12 protein-coding genes are annotated in these 17,360 nt (G+C 59.7%); 6 read left to right on the forward strand and 6 right to left on the reverse strand.

The features are described 5' to 3' along the window. Positions 1-342: 342 nt before the first annotated feature. Positions 343-1,548 carry a JmjC domain-containing protein gene (locus RH950_RS04970; protein ID WP_350054314.1) on the reverse strand — a complete coding sequence of 402 codons (1,206 nt, stop codon included), beginning with the start codon at positions 1,546-1,548 and terminating at the stop codon, positions 343-345. A gap of 274 nt (positions 1,549-1,822) precedes the next feature. On the opposite strand from RH950_RS04970, the gene RH950_RS04975 reads away from it, so the two are divergent. The 6 genes from RH950_RS04975 to RH950_RS05000 all read left to right on the forward strand — a co-directional run bounded on the left by RH950_RS04975 (position 1,823) and on the right by RH950_RS05000 (position 8,714). Then, on the forward strand, positions 1,823-2,149 hold the full coding sequence (locus RH950_RS04975; RefSeq protein ID WP_350054316.1) for a hypothetical protein: 327 nt from the start codon (positions 1,823-1,825) through the stop codon (positions 2,147-2,149). A gap of 227 nt (positions 2,150-2,376) precedes the next feature. Further along, on the forward strand, positions 2,377-2,703 hold the full coding sequence (locus tag RH950_RS04980) for a hypothetical protein (RefSeq protein WP_350054318.1): 327 nt from the start codon (positions 2,377-2,379) through the stop codon (positions 2,701-2,703). Between the two features lie 312 nt (positions 2,704-3,015). Further along, positions 3,016-3,837 carry a GNAT family N-acetyltransferase gene (locus RH950_RS04985; protein WP_350054320.1) on the forward strand — a complete coding sequence of 274 codons (822 nt, stop codon included), beginning with the start codon at positions 3,016-3,018 and terminating at the stop codon, positions 3,835-3,837. After that, positions 3,834-4,721: a peptide arginase family protein gene (locus tag RH950_RS04990; protein ID WP_350054321.1), complete on the forward strand. Its 888-nt coding sequence runs from the start codon at positions 3,834-3,836 to the stop codon at positions 4,719-4,721. Before RH950_RS04985 ends, RH950_RS04990 begins: the two co-directional genes overlap by 4 nt. Then, positions 4,721-5,629 carry a cupin-like domain-containing protein gene (locus RH950_RS04995; protein WP_350054323.1) on the forward strand — a complete coding sequence of 303 codons (909 nt, stop codon included), beginning with the start codon at positions 4,721-4,723 and terminating at the stop codon, positions 5,627-5,629. Before RH950_RS04990 ends, RH950_RS04995 begins: the two co-directional genes overlap by 1 nt. 175 nt (positions 5,630-5,804) lie before the next feature. Continuing rightward, positions 5,805-8,714 carry a type 2 lanthipeptide synthetase LanM family protein gene (locus RH950_RS05000; RefSeq protein WP_350054325.1) on the forward strand — a complete coding sequence of 970 codons (2,910 nt, stop codon included), beginning with the start codon at positions 5,805-5,807 and terminating at the stop codon, positions 8,712-8,714. 2 nt (positions 8,715-8,716) lie between these two features. Here the strand turns inward: RH950_RS05000 and RH950_RS05005 are convergent, their stop codons facing one another. The 5 genes from RH950_RS05005 to RH950_RS05025 all read right to left on the reverse strand — a co-directional run bounded on the left by RH950_RS05005 (position 8,717) and on the right by RH950_RS05025 (position 17,356). Further along, positions 8,717-11,683, reverse strand: a complete 2,967-nt coding sequence (locus tag RH950_RS05005; protein WP_350054327.1) for an NHLP bacteriocin export ABC transporter permease/ATPase subunit — start codon at positions 11,681-11,683, stop codon at positions 8,717-8,719. Then, complete coding sequence (locus tag RH950_RS05010; protein WP_350054329.1) at positions 11,680-13,821, reverse strand: NHLP family bacteriocin export ABC transporter peptidase/permease/ATPase subunit; 2,142 nt, start codon at positions 13,819-13,821, stop codon at positions 11,680-11,682. Before RH950_RS05010 ends, RH950_RS05005 begins: the two co-directional genes overlap by 4 nt. Positions 13,822-13,864: 43 nt before the next feature. Next, on the reverse strand, positions 13,865-15,064 hold the full coding sequence (locus RH950_RS05015; RefSeq protein ID WP_350054331.1) for an NHLP bacteriocin system secretion protein: 1,200 nt from the start codon (positions 15,062-15,064) through the stop codon (positions 13,865-13,867). Between the two features lie 561 nt (positions 15,065-15,625). Continuing rightward, positions 15,626-16,633, reverse strand: a complete 1,008-nt coding sequence (locus RH950_RS05020) for a 4-hydroxythreonine-4-phosphate dehydrogenase PdxA (protein WP_350054332.1) — start codon at positions 16,631-16,633, stop codon at positions 15,626-15,628. A 3-nt stretch (positions 16,634-16,636) separates the two neighbouring features. Continuing rightward, positions 16,637-17,356: a GntR family transcriptional regulator gene (locus RH950_RS05025; protein WP_350054334.1), complete on the reverse strand. Its 720-nt coding sequence runs from the start codon at positions 17,354-17,356 to the stop codon at positions 16,637-16,639. Positions 17,357-17,360: the final 4 nt, after the last annotated feature.

Raw genomic sequence — 17,360 nt, forward strand, 5'->3', positions numbered from 1 at the left:
GCGACGAGTTTATCCGGATATCTGGGTCGGCTGGCGCATGCCTTGCTCAAGACAATCAAATATGAACCGAAATCGTAGGTCCTTGATCAAATCCTGCCCCCGCAACCAACAAAAACAACGGCTTAGCCATAATCGGCTAGGCCGTTTTTTGTTGCGTGCATGCTGAATCGAAGCCGCTGGACGCCCTCTATCTGACCTGGAGCCTCGTGTGCTGGGCCAAACCGGCGGGGAAATGTAAAGCAGACAGGCCAATGCTCGCAAATATGTACGGAAGGGCCGAAAGACATGACAATTCAACTGATTTCGGGAGGAGCCGTTCGGCCGGCTTAGTTTGCTCCAGCGTTATCTGGGGAGGGCGAGCAGGCCTTCGGTCATCAGGCGCCGGGCGAGGATCAGTTTGGAGCGGCTGTTCATGCTCCCGGCCATTTCAGAGATCCTGAAGGGATCCTCGGTTTCCTCGACGAACTTAAGGGTATCAAAAATGAATGCGGGGCCTTTGACCATTGCCGTCGCGGTAAAAGTTGGAAAGCGAATGAACGCTTCGCCCTGATGCATGAAGGCGGCGCACAGGGTGCTGTCCCGTTTTCGGATTATACTGTCTTCATTCAGGGTCCCTGCATCGTCGAAGCGTTCGAGATGATGGTCCGGAAGGGCCTGCATCTGGTCGATTGTGTTCAGCAGGAGGCGGGTCCGTGCCTGCTCGACGAAAACGTCATCGTTGCAGCGCTGGGCCAAGGCCAGAAAATGTTCTTTCAGCGTCGTCGCGATTGTCTCCCGGGAAGCATCGAGGGGAATGGACGCTCTGAGGGAATCGTCGAGATATTCGGCGGATGTTGCCAATGCCATGTCCATCAGGTCCCGCCAACTGCTGGGAAACAACCCCAGGGTCAGATGCTTTGATGGGCTGTCGCTTGTCGACGCCGCATGCACATGGCCACGCGGAATATAGAGAAAGTCGCCGGGTGCTAGTTCAAGTTCCATCTCGGGGTCACCGCTGGGCGGTACAAGCTTGGAGTCGAGTTGGGTATGGACCGGGTTGGTGGCATGCTGGCCGTAAAACATCCAGCGCTTGATGCCTTCAATATGCAGGATCAGTGTGTCGTGGCTGTCGAAATGCGGCGGGAAACCCTGGCAATTCGCAGGGTTCGCATACAGATTAAGATGTCCGCTGGTCTTGAAGAATTTCTCGATGCCCCGCAGGAACCGGCCTGCGCCGGCTATATGCTTCTGGATCCCGTTGATGATCAGCGCATGCCTGTCCTTGTACATTTCCCCCGGCCACCAGGGCTCCGACGTGCCGACATAGGATATTGGCGCTGAAATTGCCCGGCTCATCTTGCTGGCCACGGCGATGGAGGGCGAATGCACGTTCCGCCAGAGGATATCTTCCATATCCTCTGGGCGGAAAATCTCCGCATAATAGTCGAGACTACGCCCCGTGACATGGAGCGGTTTCTGTTCAAAGTAATCCCGGAAAAAGGTCTCGATATCGATTGGGTGTATCAGCCAGGCAAAACTGCGACCGTCTTTCGCGAAACCACTTTGCATGAGCTCTCTATCCTCAATCCTGTGTATGTATTTCGAGGCATCGCAGTGAGAGAATCTCTTCCTGCATGCTTTATCTCAATCATAACCAGCTTGATTCACCTAAGTCTCTAACATAGCATCATTAAAGTAATCCAATTAAGGCTAGAAAAAGTGAGTCCGATCAGATTTTAGACGTAATTTGAAGTTACTTCTAAATCAGAAAAGTAGTCTGATCGGAGCCATGGAATGTCTTGCGCATAGGTGCCGACAGAAACCAAATCCGGGAGAAGACGTGATGACGTGGAGCGACCAGGAGAAACAGGAAGTCTTGAACGAGATCGTGAAACGCGCGGCTGCCGATGACGGTTTCAGGAGCCGCTGTCTAGCGGACGCGCACGGTGTGATCGAGGAAGTCGCCGGCAAACCGGTCCCGGATGATGTCACGGTCGTGTTCGCGGCGGGACCGGGCACTGCAGGCAAGGATGACGAGGTTGTCATCGTGCTCCCGGATACGGCCAGCGGGGGCGAGCTCAGCGACGACATGCTGCAGTCTGTTTCCGGCGGTTTCCTCGACCGTGGACGCCGCGAGCACTGCAACCAGGGCTCCAGCGTCGAGGTTTGATTGACCGGTGATGCGGCTGGTGTTCCTCGGCGGTTGCCCGGGGATATCCTGCCGGGCAAAAAATCGTTGCAACACAAGGATGACAGACGGAAACCCGGTGCGTCGGAACGCCCGTTCTGGTGAGTCGCGCTGGAATTTATGATGCGTTTCCGCATCCTCTGTTGAATAGGGAACGCTGAGGCAGCGCAAACATCGACTTCAAACGACAAGTGCAAGGAGACAGGCCGATGGCATGGACAGACCAGGAAACGCAGGAAGTTCTGAACGAGATCGTGAAACGGGCGGCGGCGGATGACGGTTTCAGGAGCCGTTGCCTCGTCGACGCGCATGGCGTGATCAAGGAAGTTTCAGGCAAGGCGGTCCCGGAAGACGTTACGATCGTTTTTGCGGCGGAGCCGAAGGCCGCCGGTGGCGGCGGAGAAATTGTCATTGTGCTTCCGGATACGGCGAGTGGAGGCGAGCTCAGTGACGACATGCTGCAGTCTGTTTCCGGCGGTTTCCTCGACCGGGGCAAGCGCGAGGAATGCAACCAGGGCTCGCGCGCAGAGTTTTGACAGGCCGGATTGGCCGTAAACGAAAGCTCCCCGGCCTGAACCGTCCGGGGAGCGGGTCAGGCGGAGTCCGTATCCAGCGCTTTTGAAGAAAACCAGACGGCTAGGGCAGTCCTTGTTGCAGGTGTCTTCGATATGAACACTGTTGTGCCGCGTAGGAAGCCGGCCTTGGTTGCAGATATCCGCTATGCGGACCTTCATGAAGCGGACCTGGATCTAGATTCTTTGACGTCGATGACGTTCCCTGCCCTTGCGCCGTTGGTCCGAGCCTCTCACTCTCCGAAGGGCGTGCACGGAGTTGTCGCGATCACCGGTATGGAGAATCAGCCGGTCGGGCTGATTCTCGCCGAGGATGGAGGGCTGGACTCCTTCACCTACGACGAGTCAGTTCGTCCGGTCCTGTTGCGGTCCATATTCGTCTCCGGCGCCTCCCGGCGCAGCGGGGTCGGCCGGGCGCTGTTGCGGGCGCTGCAGCAGCGTCTGGAGATGCGTGGGCGCACGATTGTCTATGCGCAATACACCACCCGCGGCGGTGATCTCGGGCCGTTCGAATGCTTGCTGCAGGCCTGCGGCTGGTCGGACCCGGCGGAGAATCTCCGTTATTGCCGTATTCCGACAGATGCGTTGTTGAATTCAGGGATTTGCGAGAGCCTCGACCGGCTCGCGATCCCGGATCGGGTTTTCCCCTGGACCGAATTGACCCTGGAAGAGCGACAACAGATCGAGGCCGATCTGCGGTCCGGTCTTGTTCCCGGCCACGCGAACCCTTTTGACAACGAGTCCAGTATAGATCCCGTAACCAGCGTCGGCCTCCGTGGCGAAGCGGGTGTCATTGGGTGGATGGTCAATCATCTCCGGCCCGGCGATCCGCAGGTGGTCTGCTATTCGCGCGCCTATGCCTACCCGCCCTACGACCGGAGGGGGCGTGGTATTTTTCTGGTTGTCGAGAGCGTCAAGCGACAGCATGCGCATCCCGCTTATCGCGACCGGCAGGACGGGGAGTTCGACTATGAGCCGTCGAACAAGATGATGGTCCGGATGTTTGAACGCCGGTTCGCCCGGCTCGGGAACGCGGTGCGGCGCTTTGAAGGGCGGATCTCCATGAAATTACTGTGCCCCGGGGAGGGCGGTGCGTGACAATCCCGGCAATCATCATGGAAGAACACCACGAGGCCTTCCTGGCCTGGTATCACGCGCGTAATCAGGGCTGGATCAAGGAGACGGACAACCGGCTGATCCATGTCGATACCCATGCCGATAACGTCGTTCCGATCCTGCGCAATTCAATCCGCGGCGTTGACCGGGACATGAGCAGCATCAGGCATTTCACCTACAATGATCTCAATATCGCGAACTTTATCTGGCCTGCCGTGTATCTCGGCCTGCTGTCCGAATTCTACTGGATCAGGCCGAAGGGCGAGGTCAGCAACGGCAAACTAACGCGATATCGGGTGTTTTCCGCCGATGAGGCGGAGACGGAGCTGCAGCTCCGGATCGATAACAGGGAAACGCAGGAAGCCGTCACGGGTCCGTCAGCCATTGCGCTTTACCAGCAAATGGATCTGACAGGCTCCTTTCTGTTCAGGAACGACGCCATTCTCGACATCTGCCTGGATTATTTTTCCTGTAACGCACGTCCGGCCGTGCCGCCGTTCCGGGTCGGCGTCACGGCGGATTTCTTTACGGAATATATGGCTAATCCCTACCACCCGTTGCGGATTATGCCGGGGATCGCCCTGGCGCCGGTAGAGGAGGATGGTCGCTTCTACCTTTGCTGCGACAGTCTCGGGATGGCGGCATCCGGTGCGCAGCGCACGGATGCCGAAATCGGCACAATGATCTCCGAGCTGATGGATTTTCTGAAAGCGCGGGAGATCACGCCGATGCTGATCACGATCTGCCGGTCAGTGAACAGCGGATACACACCGTCGGCGCAGGCGGCTTTCATACAGACGAAGCTGCTGACGGCTCTCGGGTCGATCTATGATATCAACACGATGAGTATCGAGGAGTGCGGTTGATGCGGGCACGTGAGGGACAGACGGCTGACGAGACAGCAGTACCCGCGGAAGAGCTGTGCATTCGCAGGGGCCTCCGCGATGTCCGGGTCGACCGGGTGACGTCAATCAGCAGGGAGGACTTGGCCTCCTCCTATCTCGAAGGAGATGGGCGCCCGGTGATCCTCACAGGGGTCATGCAGCAGTGGCCGGCCATGACGAAATGGAACTTCGATTTCTTCCGAGAGAAATATGGCGAGGACGTCGTCCTGGTGGCGGACAAGCTGGCCGGAGCAACGGAAATCAAGGAAACGCATCTTTCGACCTATCTCGACTACATCGAGGACAAGCGGCATACATGGCTCAAGCATTGTGAGTTGGACACCCCGTGGTATCTCGGTTTCTACAAGCCGTTGGCGATGCATCCGGAACTGATGGAGGATTTTACGGAGCCGGAATGCCTCGATAACTGGTGCCGGTATCTCGAAGGCGAGATGGCCGACTGGTACCGGATGGGCTTCGGCTGGATTTTCATCGGACCGGGTGGAACCTATACCCGCCCGCATCCCGATCTCTTCGCGACCCATGCCTGGCTCGCGCAGTTGGTCGGTCGCAAGACCTATTTCCTATCGGAACCGCTCGATGATCCGCAGAGGATCAGTACGCTGACGGAAAAGGACTTCTTCCAGGTCGACCTGGAGCCGGGAGAGTTCCTGTTGCTGCCGGCGAACTGGATCCACGGCGCGGTCTCGCACGCCCCGTCGATCACGCTCAGCTTCAATTTCGTCAATCAACGGAATTTCAGCCGTTTCATGAAGACCATCTGCCGCGACGCGGACCGCTGGCGCAGTATGACCCGGTTTGTCGGTGAAAAAGTCGATCCGGCGAAGATGACCGCAGAATTGTCAGCATTTGCGCCCGGTCGCAAATAGTTTCGGGCCGGATTTCCGCGCCGACAGACAGGTGCGGCTTCTTGCCGGTCGGGCTGCCTTGCCCATCGAGCGTCTAGGCCACGCCTATAGAACCCGGGAAGGTCCGGACGCACGTGAAGCAGCCCATTTTCTGGAACGCTGGCATGCCGCCCTCTCCGGTGAAGGGGAAGACGGGATGGCGCTTCAGCGGCGACTGGAATGGGACGGTCTTTCCCCTGATGCAATGGACGACTGCCTGAGGCCCGTAGAGCTCAGCGAGTCGGCCGCTTTGCCGACCTGGGCGGATGTTGTTCGGACGATCATGGTTGCGGCGTCTGGCGAGAGCTCAATCCCTCTGGAAGATCACGCAGCCGTTTCGGTGCCGTTCGGACCGGTATTCGCGCCACATCTGAAAGCGGCGAAAGCGCGACTCAATCGGCAGGGGCGGGCGATAACCGGGAGGATGCCCGATGCTATGATGGAGGGGCTGTGCGCCAGCCTGGTCACGCGCTTGTCGCAGGCGGCGGCACCATGTCTGCGGTCCCTGTTCGCGGCCGAGAAGGCGCTTGCGAATTCCGGTTTTGGATCGGGCCGTCAGCGTTTTGACGCGTTTTGCACCTGGGCTGTTTCACCTGAAGGTCTGCACGCGATCTTCGACCGCTTTCCTGTGCTGGCAAGGATAACGGGCACCCTTGTCGCGGACTGGGTCGACGCTGCAGAAAAGCTTGCCGAACGCTATAGCCGTGACCGTTCATCGATCCTGAATCATTTTCCGCAAACCGCGCATACAAGGCTTGAATCCGTTGCAGCCGGATTATCAGACCCTCATGAAGGCGGACAAACGGTCGTTGAGTTTAGATATGAGAACGGATTCGTCCTCTATTACAAACCGCGAGACGGCCGGTCCGAGGCAGCCTTCCAGGAGGTCCTGTCCTGGCTGAACGGCGAGTATATCGAAGGGTTACCGGGCTTTCCCACGCTCAATATCCTGGAACGGCAGGACTATTGCTGGGTGGGGGAAATAGCGCATGAACCAGCGGGTACTGCCGAGGAATGCGCCCGCGCCTACCGGCGGGCAGGGGCGTATCTCTGCCTTTTCACGCTCTTCGGTACAACGGACATGCATGGTGGGAATTTCGTCGCAAAGGGCGAAGATCTGGTTCCTGTCGATCTTGAAACGCTCTGCCCGCCGAAACAACCGCCCAGGAGGAGGACGGGCGAGCACGGTGCCGCCGCGAGAGCGAGCTGGGCGTTCTGGGCCGACACCGTTCTCGGCCCGATGTTTCTCCCTGACTGGAGCCGGGATCCGGACGGAAACCTGTTCGACATAACCGGCCTGGGTGGGGTCGATGACGGTCCTGTCCAGGCGATCGAGTGGCGGCATGTCAATTCCGACGAAATGGTCCGGCAGAAAGTCACACGGCCCCAGCGCCGACAAAAAAACGGTGTTTTTCTCGATGGCGAGATCTGCAAACCCAGTTCGTATACGGACGAAATCGTTTCCGGATTTTCCGCGCTTTATCGTCATCTGGAACATCACCGCGCCCGGTTTGAAGACCTTCCGGCAGTTCAGGCCATCCTGACTGCCAGCAACCGCTATCTTTACCGGGATACAAACGTCTATTCCCGCCTCCTGGACCGACTTTCCAGTCCGGCGCTGATGCAGGATGGTGTTGCCTTCGGCCTTGAACTTGAAAAACTCTACCGCGCCGAACTCGCCGGTCGGGCGGACCGCCCGGCAAGCTGGCCGCTGGCGGGAGCGGAAATACAAAGCCTGCTGCGCCGGGATGTCCCAGTCTTCCGGACCTGTGAGGCCAATACGGTGCTCAGGGTCGGGACGATCAGGATTCCGGATCTGTTTCCAGAGTCACCGGCGCAATCCTTCGCAAGAAGGCTGGAGAGGCTTGGTGCCGAGGACCGCTTGTTCCAGACCGGGCTGATCCGGGCCCGGCTTTTGCGCGCCCCGGCAGGCCGGGACACATCTTCGGCCAGGGACCGGACGTTCCGCGAAGACTTTCGTGACGAAATTTTCGAGATCGCGGATTGGCATCTGCATACGGCGCTTTCCATTCATGGAAGAGGCCAGTCCTGGTCCGGACCGGAAGACCGGGACCCGACCGGCGCTGTGCTGAGGCCACCGGGCCTCTATAGCGGGTCCACCGGCATTATCCTAGTTCTGGCCGCTGCGGCCGGCCTGCAGTCAGATACCGGGCGCCGGTCCGCATATCGCGACACAATACTGAAGGTCCTTGCCGTGCCGGCAAATGGTGGCGACGGGATGTCACTGGCGTCCGGCGCTGCGGGTCTGCTTTATTCTCTTTCTGTCCTGGCACGCCTGCTTCCGTCAGATTTTGCCTTCTTTCGCGACCTCACGGTGGAGCTTCTCGGTTCTCTTCCCGAGGAAATGGCATCCGATTTCGACGGGCCAGACCTGCTCCACGGGGTGGGGGGGATGATTGCCGCGCTGGATGCGTGCCGTCTGGTGTTTGGGGGGGGAGATCTGCAGCGGAGAATGAAAGCGCTGTTGCCGGTGCTCGTTTCTGCTGTTTCGAGAAAATCGAGGCCGGACTCGATTCCATGCGGTTTTGGTCATGGCTGGACCGGCATTGCGCATGCGTTGCACCGGAGCCGCGGACTACTCGAAACGGAAATTCTGGAACAGGCCGTTGCCGGTTGCCTCGCGGCTGACCGGGTCACCGGCGACACCGATCGCTGGTGCAGTGGGGCGACCGGACGGGTGCTCGGCCTGTCCAGGATTGCCGTGGATGGCGGCGATGCGCAGGTGGGCCGTGAACTGGACCAGGTGCTCAGAACGGTGATCGACGCCCCTGCCAACACCGTTGATCACCTGTGTTGCGGAAATCTCGGGCGAGCTGCCTGTCTTCACAGCGCCGGGGTGACCCTGCAGCGGGACGATATTGCGGCGCTAGGCGTCGACCGCGGCGGGGAAATTCTGGCTCGGTGTGGTGGGCCATTCGGACTGGATTTCGGTCACGGACATGGCGTCACGACGCTGGGGTTCTTCCAGGGAATAGCCGGAGTCGGCTATGCGCTGGCCCGGTTCACCGAACCAGCGGCCATTCCCGACGTCCTCAGTCTTGAATGACGCTACGCGATCTGCCGCTTGGCAAGATCGGCGAAAGTCCCGCCGGCCTGCATCAGCTCTTCGTAAGTTCCGCTTTCCTCGACGCCGCCATTGTTGATGACGATGATCCGGTCCGCCTCCCTGATCGTGCTGAGTCGGTGTGCGATGACGATACGTGTGCAGGTGAGGCTTGAAAGACTCTCACTCACCACCGCTTGGGTCTTGTTGTCTAGAGCACTGGTGGCCTCATCAAACATGAGAATACTCGGCTTCCTGACGATCGCGCGGGCAATCATCAGGCGCTGGCGCTGGCCTCCGGACAATGTCGTTGCACCTTCGTTGACGACCGTATGCATTTTCATCGGCATGCGGCGGATATCCTCTTCGAGGCCCGCTGCCCGTGCGGCTGCCCAGGCATCCTTTTCGGACAGGTGTTCGCCGACAATAATGTTCTGGAAGATTGTCCCGGCGAGGATCTGCGCATTCTGAAGCACGACGCCGAAATTCCTGCGAACGGCCCGGATATCGAGCGTGCGCATGTCCTGGCCGTCCAGAAAGATGCTCCCGGCTTCCGGTTTGTCGAACCCGAGCAGCAGTCGCATGACCGTCGATTTTCCTGCCCCCGACGGTCCGACAACGGCGACGAACTGACCCGGTTCGATGGTGAGGTCGAGTTTTTTCAGGATGACCGGTCCGTCTGCGTCGTAGCGAAAACGGATGCCTTTCATTTCGATGCCGCCATAGAGTCTGCCCGGATCGTCGGTCCCGTCGCTGGTTTCCGTCTTCGCTTCGACAATCGGCCGCAGGCGCTCGAAGGCCGGGCCCACGGACATGATCTTGAGAGCGGATCGTTCGACCAGCATTGTGGCGCTGACGAACTGTCCCATCGCTGCAAAGAATGCGAGAAAACTGCTGTCCTTGAAAACCGCATCAATGCGTGCGGTATCAATTGCCGTCCATGAATAGGGGAGATCGAAATAGGTGAACAGATTTCCGGTCAGGATGGTTATGGCAAGAACCAGGACCAGGAAACTTGCAACCGGCATAGCCTCGGAAAAGACCTGATTGAATGCCATCAGAAGATGCTGGCGAAAGGACTGTCTTTCAATCACCGCGAAGTCATGCGCCCATTGGGAGAACACGGTTTCCTCCGAACCGGCGACCCGGATTTTCAAGAGGCCCGACAGAAACTGGAAAACCATTCCGGACAACCGGCCGCGCCGGTCCAGTATGTCGCGCTGATAGGCAATCGCGCGGCGGCCGACCATGTTGATCGCCAGCGCGACAACGATCATGAAGCCGGAGATGCACAGGGCCAGCCGCCAGTTGAAATACAGCATCACGGCGAGACTGAAGAGGCCGACCGTTGCCGACAGGACGCCGAGAATGACGCTGCCAGAGAGTGTCTTCCGGATGGTCTCGACGCCTTCGACCCGGCTAGCAAGATCGCCGACACTGTAGTTCCGGAAGAAGTTCGCCGGCAGTTTCAGCAGCCTGTCCCACAGGGCCGGCTGCAGCCGCGCATCCATACCGCCTTCGATCCGGAGCACGCTCAGGGTCTGTGCAAGCCCGATACAGGCCGAGATCAGGGCGATCGATACCAGCAGGACCATGACGATCGCCAGTTGTTCCAGCCGGGCTTCCGGAACGATGAAACCGATAACCCATCCCGCCGCGATCGGTGTCGTGATCGAAAGATTTCCGAGCAGCAGGATTGCCGCGGCCAGTACGCCGAGGTCGCGTCCGACCTGGTGCAGGCCGAACCCGATGAATTGTCGGAGGCTTCTGATCTGCTCGGGTAGTCCCACCGTGAAATGGAAGCCATCGGCATGGATATCGTCCGACAGGTGAGGGGACAGCTTCCGGCACGTGCCCGTGGTGCCGTCTATCAAGACATAGCTATTGTTGGAGCGTTGGTAGATTGCGGCGGCGACATCCCGGTTCTCACCGACAAAAACGACCAGGGGGCCGCTGTCCTTGCGCCACCAGTCAGGGTCCAGTGTGACGTCCCGTGCCCGGATCGAAAGTGACTCGCACATGAGACGGGCGTTGAAACCGAAATGCGAAATCTCTCGCGCAATATGCTCTGGCGCATCGCTTGTGGCACCGAGCGCCGCCGCGATCCGCGCAACAGAGGCCGCAACCGGATTGTCGCACTCGAAAGGCATGGTGGATGCTGTCTGCAAAACGCCGGCAAGCGTCTGGAGACCACTCTTTGCGCGAGCCTGCCGCTGCTCCGCCGCGCTTCTGCGCATGCCCTTTTCCTGGGTGCCAAGTCGCTCTATCGCTTGTCTAATGTGACCGAGGGCAACCGCATTGAAGCGCGCAATACAGTCGGCCAAAGCGCCGGATTGAAGCGGGGCATCCGCAGCGGCGATGGGAGCGGCAACCGGACCGTCGATCCGAACCCACATGCGTTGTGTTACCGGTATCGTTGCCGTGTCTTCGAAGCTTATCCAATCGGTTCCGAAATAATGCAGTCCGTTTGCCGGAGCAGTCAGCCAGGCGAGCGTGCCTTGGCTGGCGCCATGGATGCTCTGCTTTTCTTCTATCCGGTCACCGGGTGTGAATGTCCTGCAGTCTTCCGGAACGGGCGCGCGGCACATTGAAAGCAGGGTTTCCGACCATTTGACGATGCCGTTGATGACAACTCCGGTTTCCCGCTCACCGAAACTGGAAGCCGCGTCGTACGGAACGGTTTCGAGCAGGGTTCCGGGGGTTGGAACGGCGAAGAGGACCGGCTGCAACCCGGTTTCCCTGTTGTGGTTGTGCGTGCTTCCAAACAGCATGTCGCCCGCCTCGAAGCGGCCGAGGGCATAGCGGCGCGCACCCGAAGGGGGCATATCAGCCTCGAGCAGGGCCGCAAAAAGATTGATGCTTCCCTGGGCAATGACGAATGCGGTGGTTCCTTCATCCAGGCGGAAGCTCTTGTCCGTCGAAGACAACTTTGCGTCTGGCTGGAGTGTGATGGGGGGGAAGGCCTCGGTCATGCCAGCCCCACCATTTCTGCGTACCGGCCGCCGAGTGCAATCAGATCGTCATGCGTCCCGCGCTCGACGACCTTGCCGAAATCTATAACGACAATTTCATCTGCATCCCTGATCGTGCTCAGCCTGTGGGCGATAATGATGCAGCTACAACCGCGCTGCCGCAATTTGTCATCGATGGATTTTTCGGAAAGCGGATCCAGTGCCGAGGTCGCTTCGTCGAGAATGAGAAGCGTCGGATCTCCCGCAAGGGCGCGGGCGATTTCTATTCGCTGCGACTGCCCGCCGCTGAAATTGCGGCCGTCTTCGGCAACCGCGCTTTCATAACCGCCGGCCCGCGCCGCGATCACATCGTGAATATCGGCATCAATGGCGGCACGGCGGACATTCTCAAAGGGTATCTGGTCATTCCACATCGAGATATTGTCCTTCACGCTCCCTTCGAACAGATAGATTTCCTGTCCGACATAGGAGATCGACTGAACGAATACTTCGCGGTCCATCTGGTCGAGCGGAACATCGTCGAACAGGATCTCGCCATTCGTCGGCTGGAAGATTCCCAGGATGATCTTTGCGATGGTTGATTTTCCGCTTCCCGAGCCACCCACAAGGGCGACGCGCGAGCCGGGCTTTATTGTCAGGGAGAAGTCTTCGATCAAAGGCGGCAGCAGCGGGTTGTACCCGAAGCTGAGATTGCGGATCTCCAGCTTGCCCGACAACTTGCCGACTTGCGCCGCGGGGGGCTTGGTGCCGTCGCGAAAAAAGGCGTCCCTTCTGTGGTGCATCACATCCTCGATGCGCGCGAGGTCCGCCTTGACCTCCTGGAGCTGTCTGCTGAAATCGACCAATTGTGTGATCGGGCTGGTGAAATTTCCAAGAACGAGCTGGAACGCGACCAGCCCGCCGATGGTCAGGTCGCCCAGAATAATCAGGACACCGCCGCCGCACAGGACGGCCGCGTGGATAAGGGCATTCAGAAGCCTGGGCGCCTGATCAAGCCTGAGGGACAGGCTTGACAGCTCCTGCTCCGCGTTGAACATGTTTGCGAAATAGCCGGCCCAGATTTTGAAAAAATCGTTCTCGGATCCGGTCGCCTTCAGCGTTTCAATCGCCTGGAGTCCGGCAATGGAGGTTCCGGAAACCTTGCCGGCCTGTTGCGCCAGGCGCCTGTTCAGGTCCTCGCGTTTGCGCTGCACCGCCAGCAGCAAGAGTACGTTCAACGAGGTCAGTCCGATCGCAAGAAGCGCCAGCGGCACACTGAGGAACAGCATGACCGCGCCGTAGAATGCCACAACGAGGAGGCTCAGCGCCGAGCTTGTCAATTGGCCTGACAGGATGTCCGCGACCCGCAGCGTCGACTGGAAACGTGAAACGACATCGCCAATGTAGCGCTGGGCATAAAACCCGATCGGCAGGAGCAGTGCGTGCCAGACGAATTGTGCCGAGCCGGATATGCCGAACTGGGTCTGCAGCCGGGCCAGGAAGTAGCGCTGCGTCCAGGACAACAGAATCTGTAGCAGCAATGTTCCGAGCAGTCCAAAGACGAGGGGGAGAAGCCATTCGGTGCGCCCGTCGATCAGAATTGAGTCGACGAAGAAGCTGATCAGGAGCGGTAGCAACAGTCCAGGGACAACCAGCAGGAGGCCGAGCGCGACGACGGCCTGCAGGGCTGCGCCGGTCACCCCCGTGATCCGTGATTTCAGCGAAGCCAGAGTGCTGGGCGGATGGCCGCCGGCTTTGAAGTCCGGGCCCGGAACCAGCTCGATCGCAACACCGCTCAGGGCCGCGTCGAATTCGGCACGGGATATCTTGCGGGGGCCTTGTGCGGGGTCATTGATCAGCACAGAGCCGCCATCTGCCCCTTCGATGACGACAAAATGATTCTGGTTCCAGAAGGCGATGACCGGCATCGGCATGGCGAGGGCATAGTCCCCATCCACCCGCCGCCCCGTTGCTTCAAGGCCATAGTGCCGTGCTGCCTTTGCAATATTCGCGGCATTGCTGCCGTCTCGGGAAACACTGCAATAGACCCTGAGTTCCTCAAGCGGGACCCATAGCCCATAATGAGCAAGGACCATTGCAAGTGCGGCGGCGCCGCATTCCACGGCTTCCATCTGCAGGATGGATGGAGTCCGTCTCACAGGTGATGGTGATCCCGGTTTTCGAGAAAAAAATCCCATCTGTCTATTCGATGGCAGATCGAAGCAGCGGGATCAGCAGGGATATCGGCCGGTCCTCCGACTGATCGACGACGACATGAGAAATTGTGCCGGGGCTCAACGAGTAGGGTGGGCCGTTTGAGGAAGTCCATTCGAAACCGCTTGGCGTGCTCTCGCTCACATCGAGTGTGATTTCCACTTGAAACGGCGACGCCCCGCCGGCCAGTTCCGTGACAAAGCCGGTGGAGCCCAGCGCCCGGTCAGCCACTTCCAACGGTATTGGTCGCTCGCTGATCCGATCCACCCGCCCTCTGATCGACCCGTAGATATTGCGGTCAGAGGATGATGGAGAGACCAGCGCAGGCATTCCGACCCTCAGTTTCTTTCCATCTTCGGGATGGAAGAAGGCGAGAACATTCAGCGTCTTTGTTTTTTCTCTCTCGATACGGGCAACGACGCTGCCTTTTGCGACACTTTCCCCGACGGCGGGAAGGATTTCCCTTAACTGACCGGCCATGGGGGAGCGCACAGTGCTGTAGCGCTCGAGTGTCCGTCTCACTTCGGCCAGAGAATTCTCCGCGTCATGCAACTGGATCCGCGTTTCCTCGACTGAATGGCGCTCATCGACAGCTTCTTTGTCGAGCTCGACGCGTTTTTCTGCCAGCGCAACCCGCGTCTGAGCAATCGCGACCTGGGCGCTGTCGAGGGATTTCCGGATATTCTCAACATGATCAGCTGTCATCCAGCCCTTGCCGAGCAGCTTTTCGGCTTCCGCCAGCTGGCCCTGGTAGTACGCGGCCTGTTCCCGGAGTTGTGACGTTTTCAACTGGGCCGACTTTTCATATTCATCGAAAGACGCCCTGGCGTCTTTTGCACGCGCTTCGCCTGCAGCAATCGTCCTTTCCAGGCGTTTCGTAAGCGCGTTGATGCGTCGCTTCAGCTGCGCTTCTTTATCAATCTCCTCAATCAGCTCAAGGTCAATGAGCGCAGTTTTTTCGGAAACGCCATCTCCGGTTTCCAGATGAATTCGGCTGACGATGCCATTCGCTCCGGCACTGATATTGATGACCTCGGCTTGTTCATAGAGTGTCGTGCCGAGCCCGATCAACCGTTTCGGGATGGTTCCGTAGACAGACCACAGAACGGCAGCTGCCGTGGCGATGGTCAATGCGAGTGTGAGCAGCCAACCGGATGGCGGGACGATCTGGATCGCGTTGTCCAGCATCTCGGGAGAAACCGGTCCCTGCCGATGCCCCTGTGGGCGTGCGTTCCGGGCGGAGCGTCGACCAGAGAGAAACAAAGAGCCGATCATCCTATCTAAGTTCCCAGCGCATCATTCGCTCTTCGTTCTCAACATGTTCACATGTCGATCAGCTTAGAGCAGATTGCCCGTTCATAAAACTTAGTTTGGCCGCCGAGGCTCTTTCCAGGCTTTGTCGGGGGTATTTGCAAAAACTGAAGAAGTCATTATTTGACGTTCAGGTTGCGAGGCAATGCCGCTCCCCCACAGCGACGGCCCTTTTTCGTCTGAAATCGGTGCCGTTGTCTATGCAGGCTGGCTCTGTCACCCCGTCGGTGCTTGCTGCCTGTCATGAGAATATCGCTGCTTGCAGCAGCGTAATTGGCCGCTTGGCCCCACTCCCGAGGCGGGCCCGATACTCCGATGATCCGCCGTCGCATCTCATGCGGACGGCACCAGAAAGCGGTCCCGTTCCACTCTCAAGGCGAATGGAATCAGTCCATCGATCGGAGGATGGCGAAGATGGGAATATGCTCGTGCCGCCGTCTAGGCGACGGCATCGCGCTCCCGATCGGCCACCATGCTGCAGGCAAGCGCGAAGGCCGCGCGTGTCGCGCCGAGATCGGCTTCGCCGCGGCCGGCTATATCGAAAGCGGTTCCGTGCGCCGGGGTGGTGACCGGAACGGGCAGGCCGCCCTGGACGGTAACGCCGCGGTCGAAGCCCAGCAGCTTGAGAGCGATCTGGCCCTGGTCGTGATACATCGTGACCACGGCATCGAGTTCGCCGCGGGTGACGCGCAGGAACACCGTGTCGGACGGCAGCGGGCCCTCGACCGCCATTTGCGTCTCCGCCAGCTTACGCACCGCGGGTTCGATGATGTCGATCTCCTCACGGCCGAAATTGCCGCCGTCGCCGGCATGCGGATTGAGGGCGGCGACAGCGATCCGCGGCCGTTCATAGCCGGCCTGGCGCAGGACCCGGTCGATCAGGTGCGTGGCTTCCTCGATCCGTTCGCCGTCGATGGTGGCGGCGACGTCCTTCAGCGCGATATGGCTGGTCACGCGGCTGGTCCACATGCCGTCCAGCGTGTTGAGCTCGGAAACGTAGCCCGTCACGCCCAGCTTCTCGGCCATGTAGTGCAGCTCGTCGGAATGCCCGATGCCGGCCATGTGCATGGAAGTCTTGTTGAACGGCGCGAAGACGATGGCGTCGATGATGCCGGCCTGGACGAATTCAAGCGCCTGGTCCAGCACCCGCAGGGTCGAGCGACCCGATGCTTCTGTGCTCTCGGCCACTCGCACCTCGTCCGGGGCGATCGTTTCCATGGCGTGAAGGGCGTAGCGTTGCGCGCGGTCCCAGTCCCCGTCGACGGCATTGACCTTGATCATCGGGTGCTCGATGCCGGCCTGGCGCTGCCCCAACTCGAAGACATGGTGATCGCCGATCAGCAGGATGTCCGCGGTTGCGGCCGCCTCATCGGCCAGGAGGCGGGCGCACAGCTCGGGGCCGATGCCGCTCGGGTCGCCGGGGATAAGTCCAATTCTGGGCCGCATGGTCTACTCCTTGGGGGCTTTGTTCTGGCGCTCCTCAAGAGCGACAGAGATGTTGGTGACAGCCGATACGAGGTGGGTGCGGAGCGCATGGGCGGTCGCAACTGCGTCGCGCTTGGTCAGGGCTTCGGCGATCGCCGTGTGCTCCGCCAGGGTCTGCTCGCGCCCGGCGCTGCGCCGTGAGGACACGAAGCGGGCGCGCCAAAGGCGGGCATTGTATTTCGAGTGGGTATCTATCAGCGCATTGTTGCCGCTGGCCTGCACGATCGCGCCGTGCATTTTCATGTCGGTGCGGAAAAACTCGATCGGCTCGAGGGTCCCGGATCCCTCGGCCATCTTCTGTTGAAGCATGACGATCTGGCGGATTTCCTCGTCGCTCGCGTTCTGGCAGGCCAGCTCCCCGGCGAGGGCTTCGAGCGCACCCATGACCGCGAGGCTGTCCGCGATGTCCTCCAGGGAGGGATCCGCCACCCGGGGGCGTCGCGTGACGGAATATTCGACCAGTCCGTCGCGCTCCAGGAGCGCCAGCGCGCCGCGCATGGGAGTGCGGCTGATCCCGAGCGCGGCGGCCACGTCCCTTTCGGAAATCGGGGCGCCTGGCGGGAGTTTCTCGATCAGGATGAACTCGCGCAGCTTGTCAGCAACGATCTCGACCAGAGTCGCACGAGGACGCTCCAGGGCGAGAGCGCTATCATCGAGTTCGGTCAGCTTCGCAGGTTTCTCCATCGGT

The sequence above is a fragment of the Nisaea sp. genome (assembly GCF_040217065.1).
In the GTDB taxonomy this organism is placed as follows: domain Bacteria; phylum Pseudomonadota; class Alphaproteobacteria; order Thalassobaculales; family Thalassobaculaceae; genus Nisaea.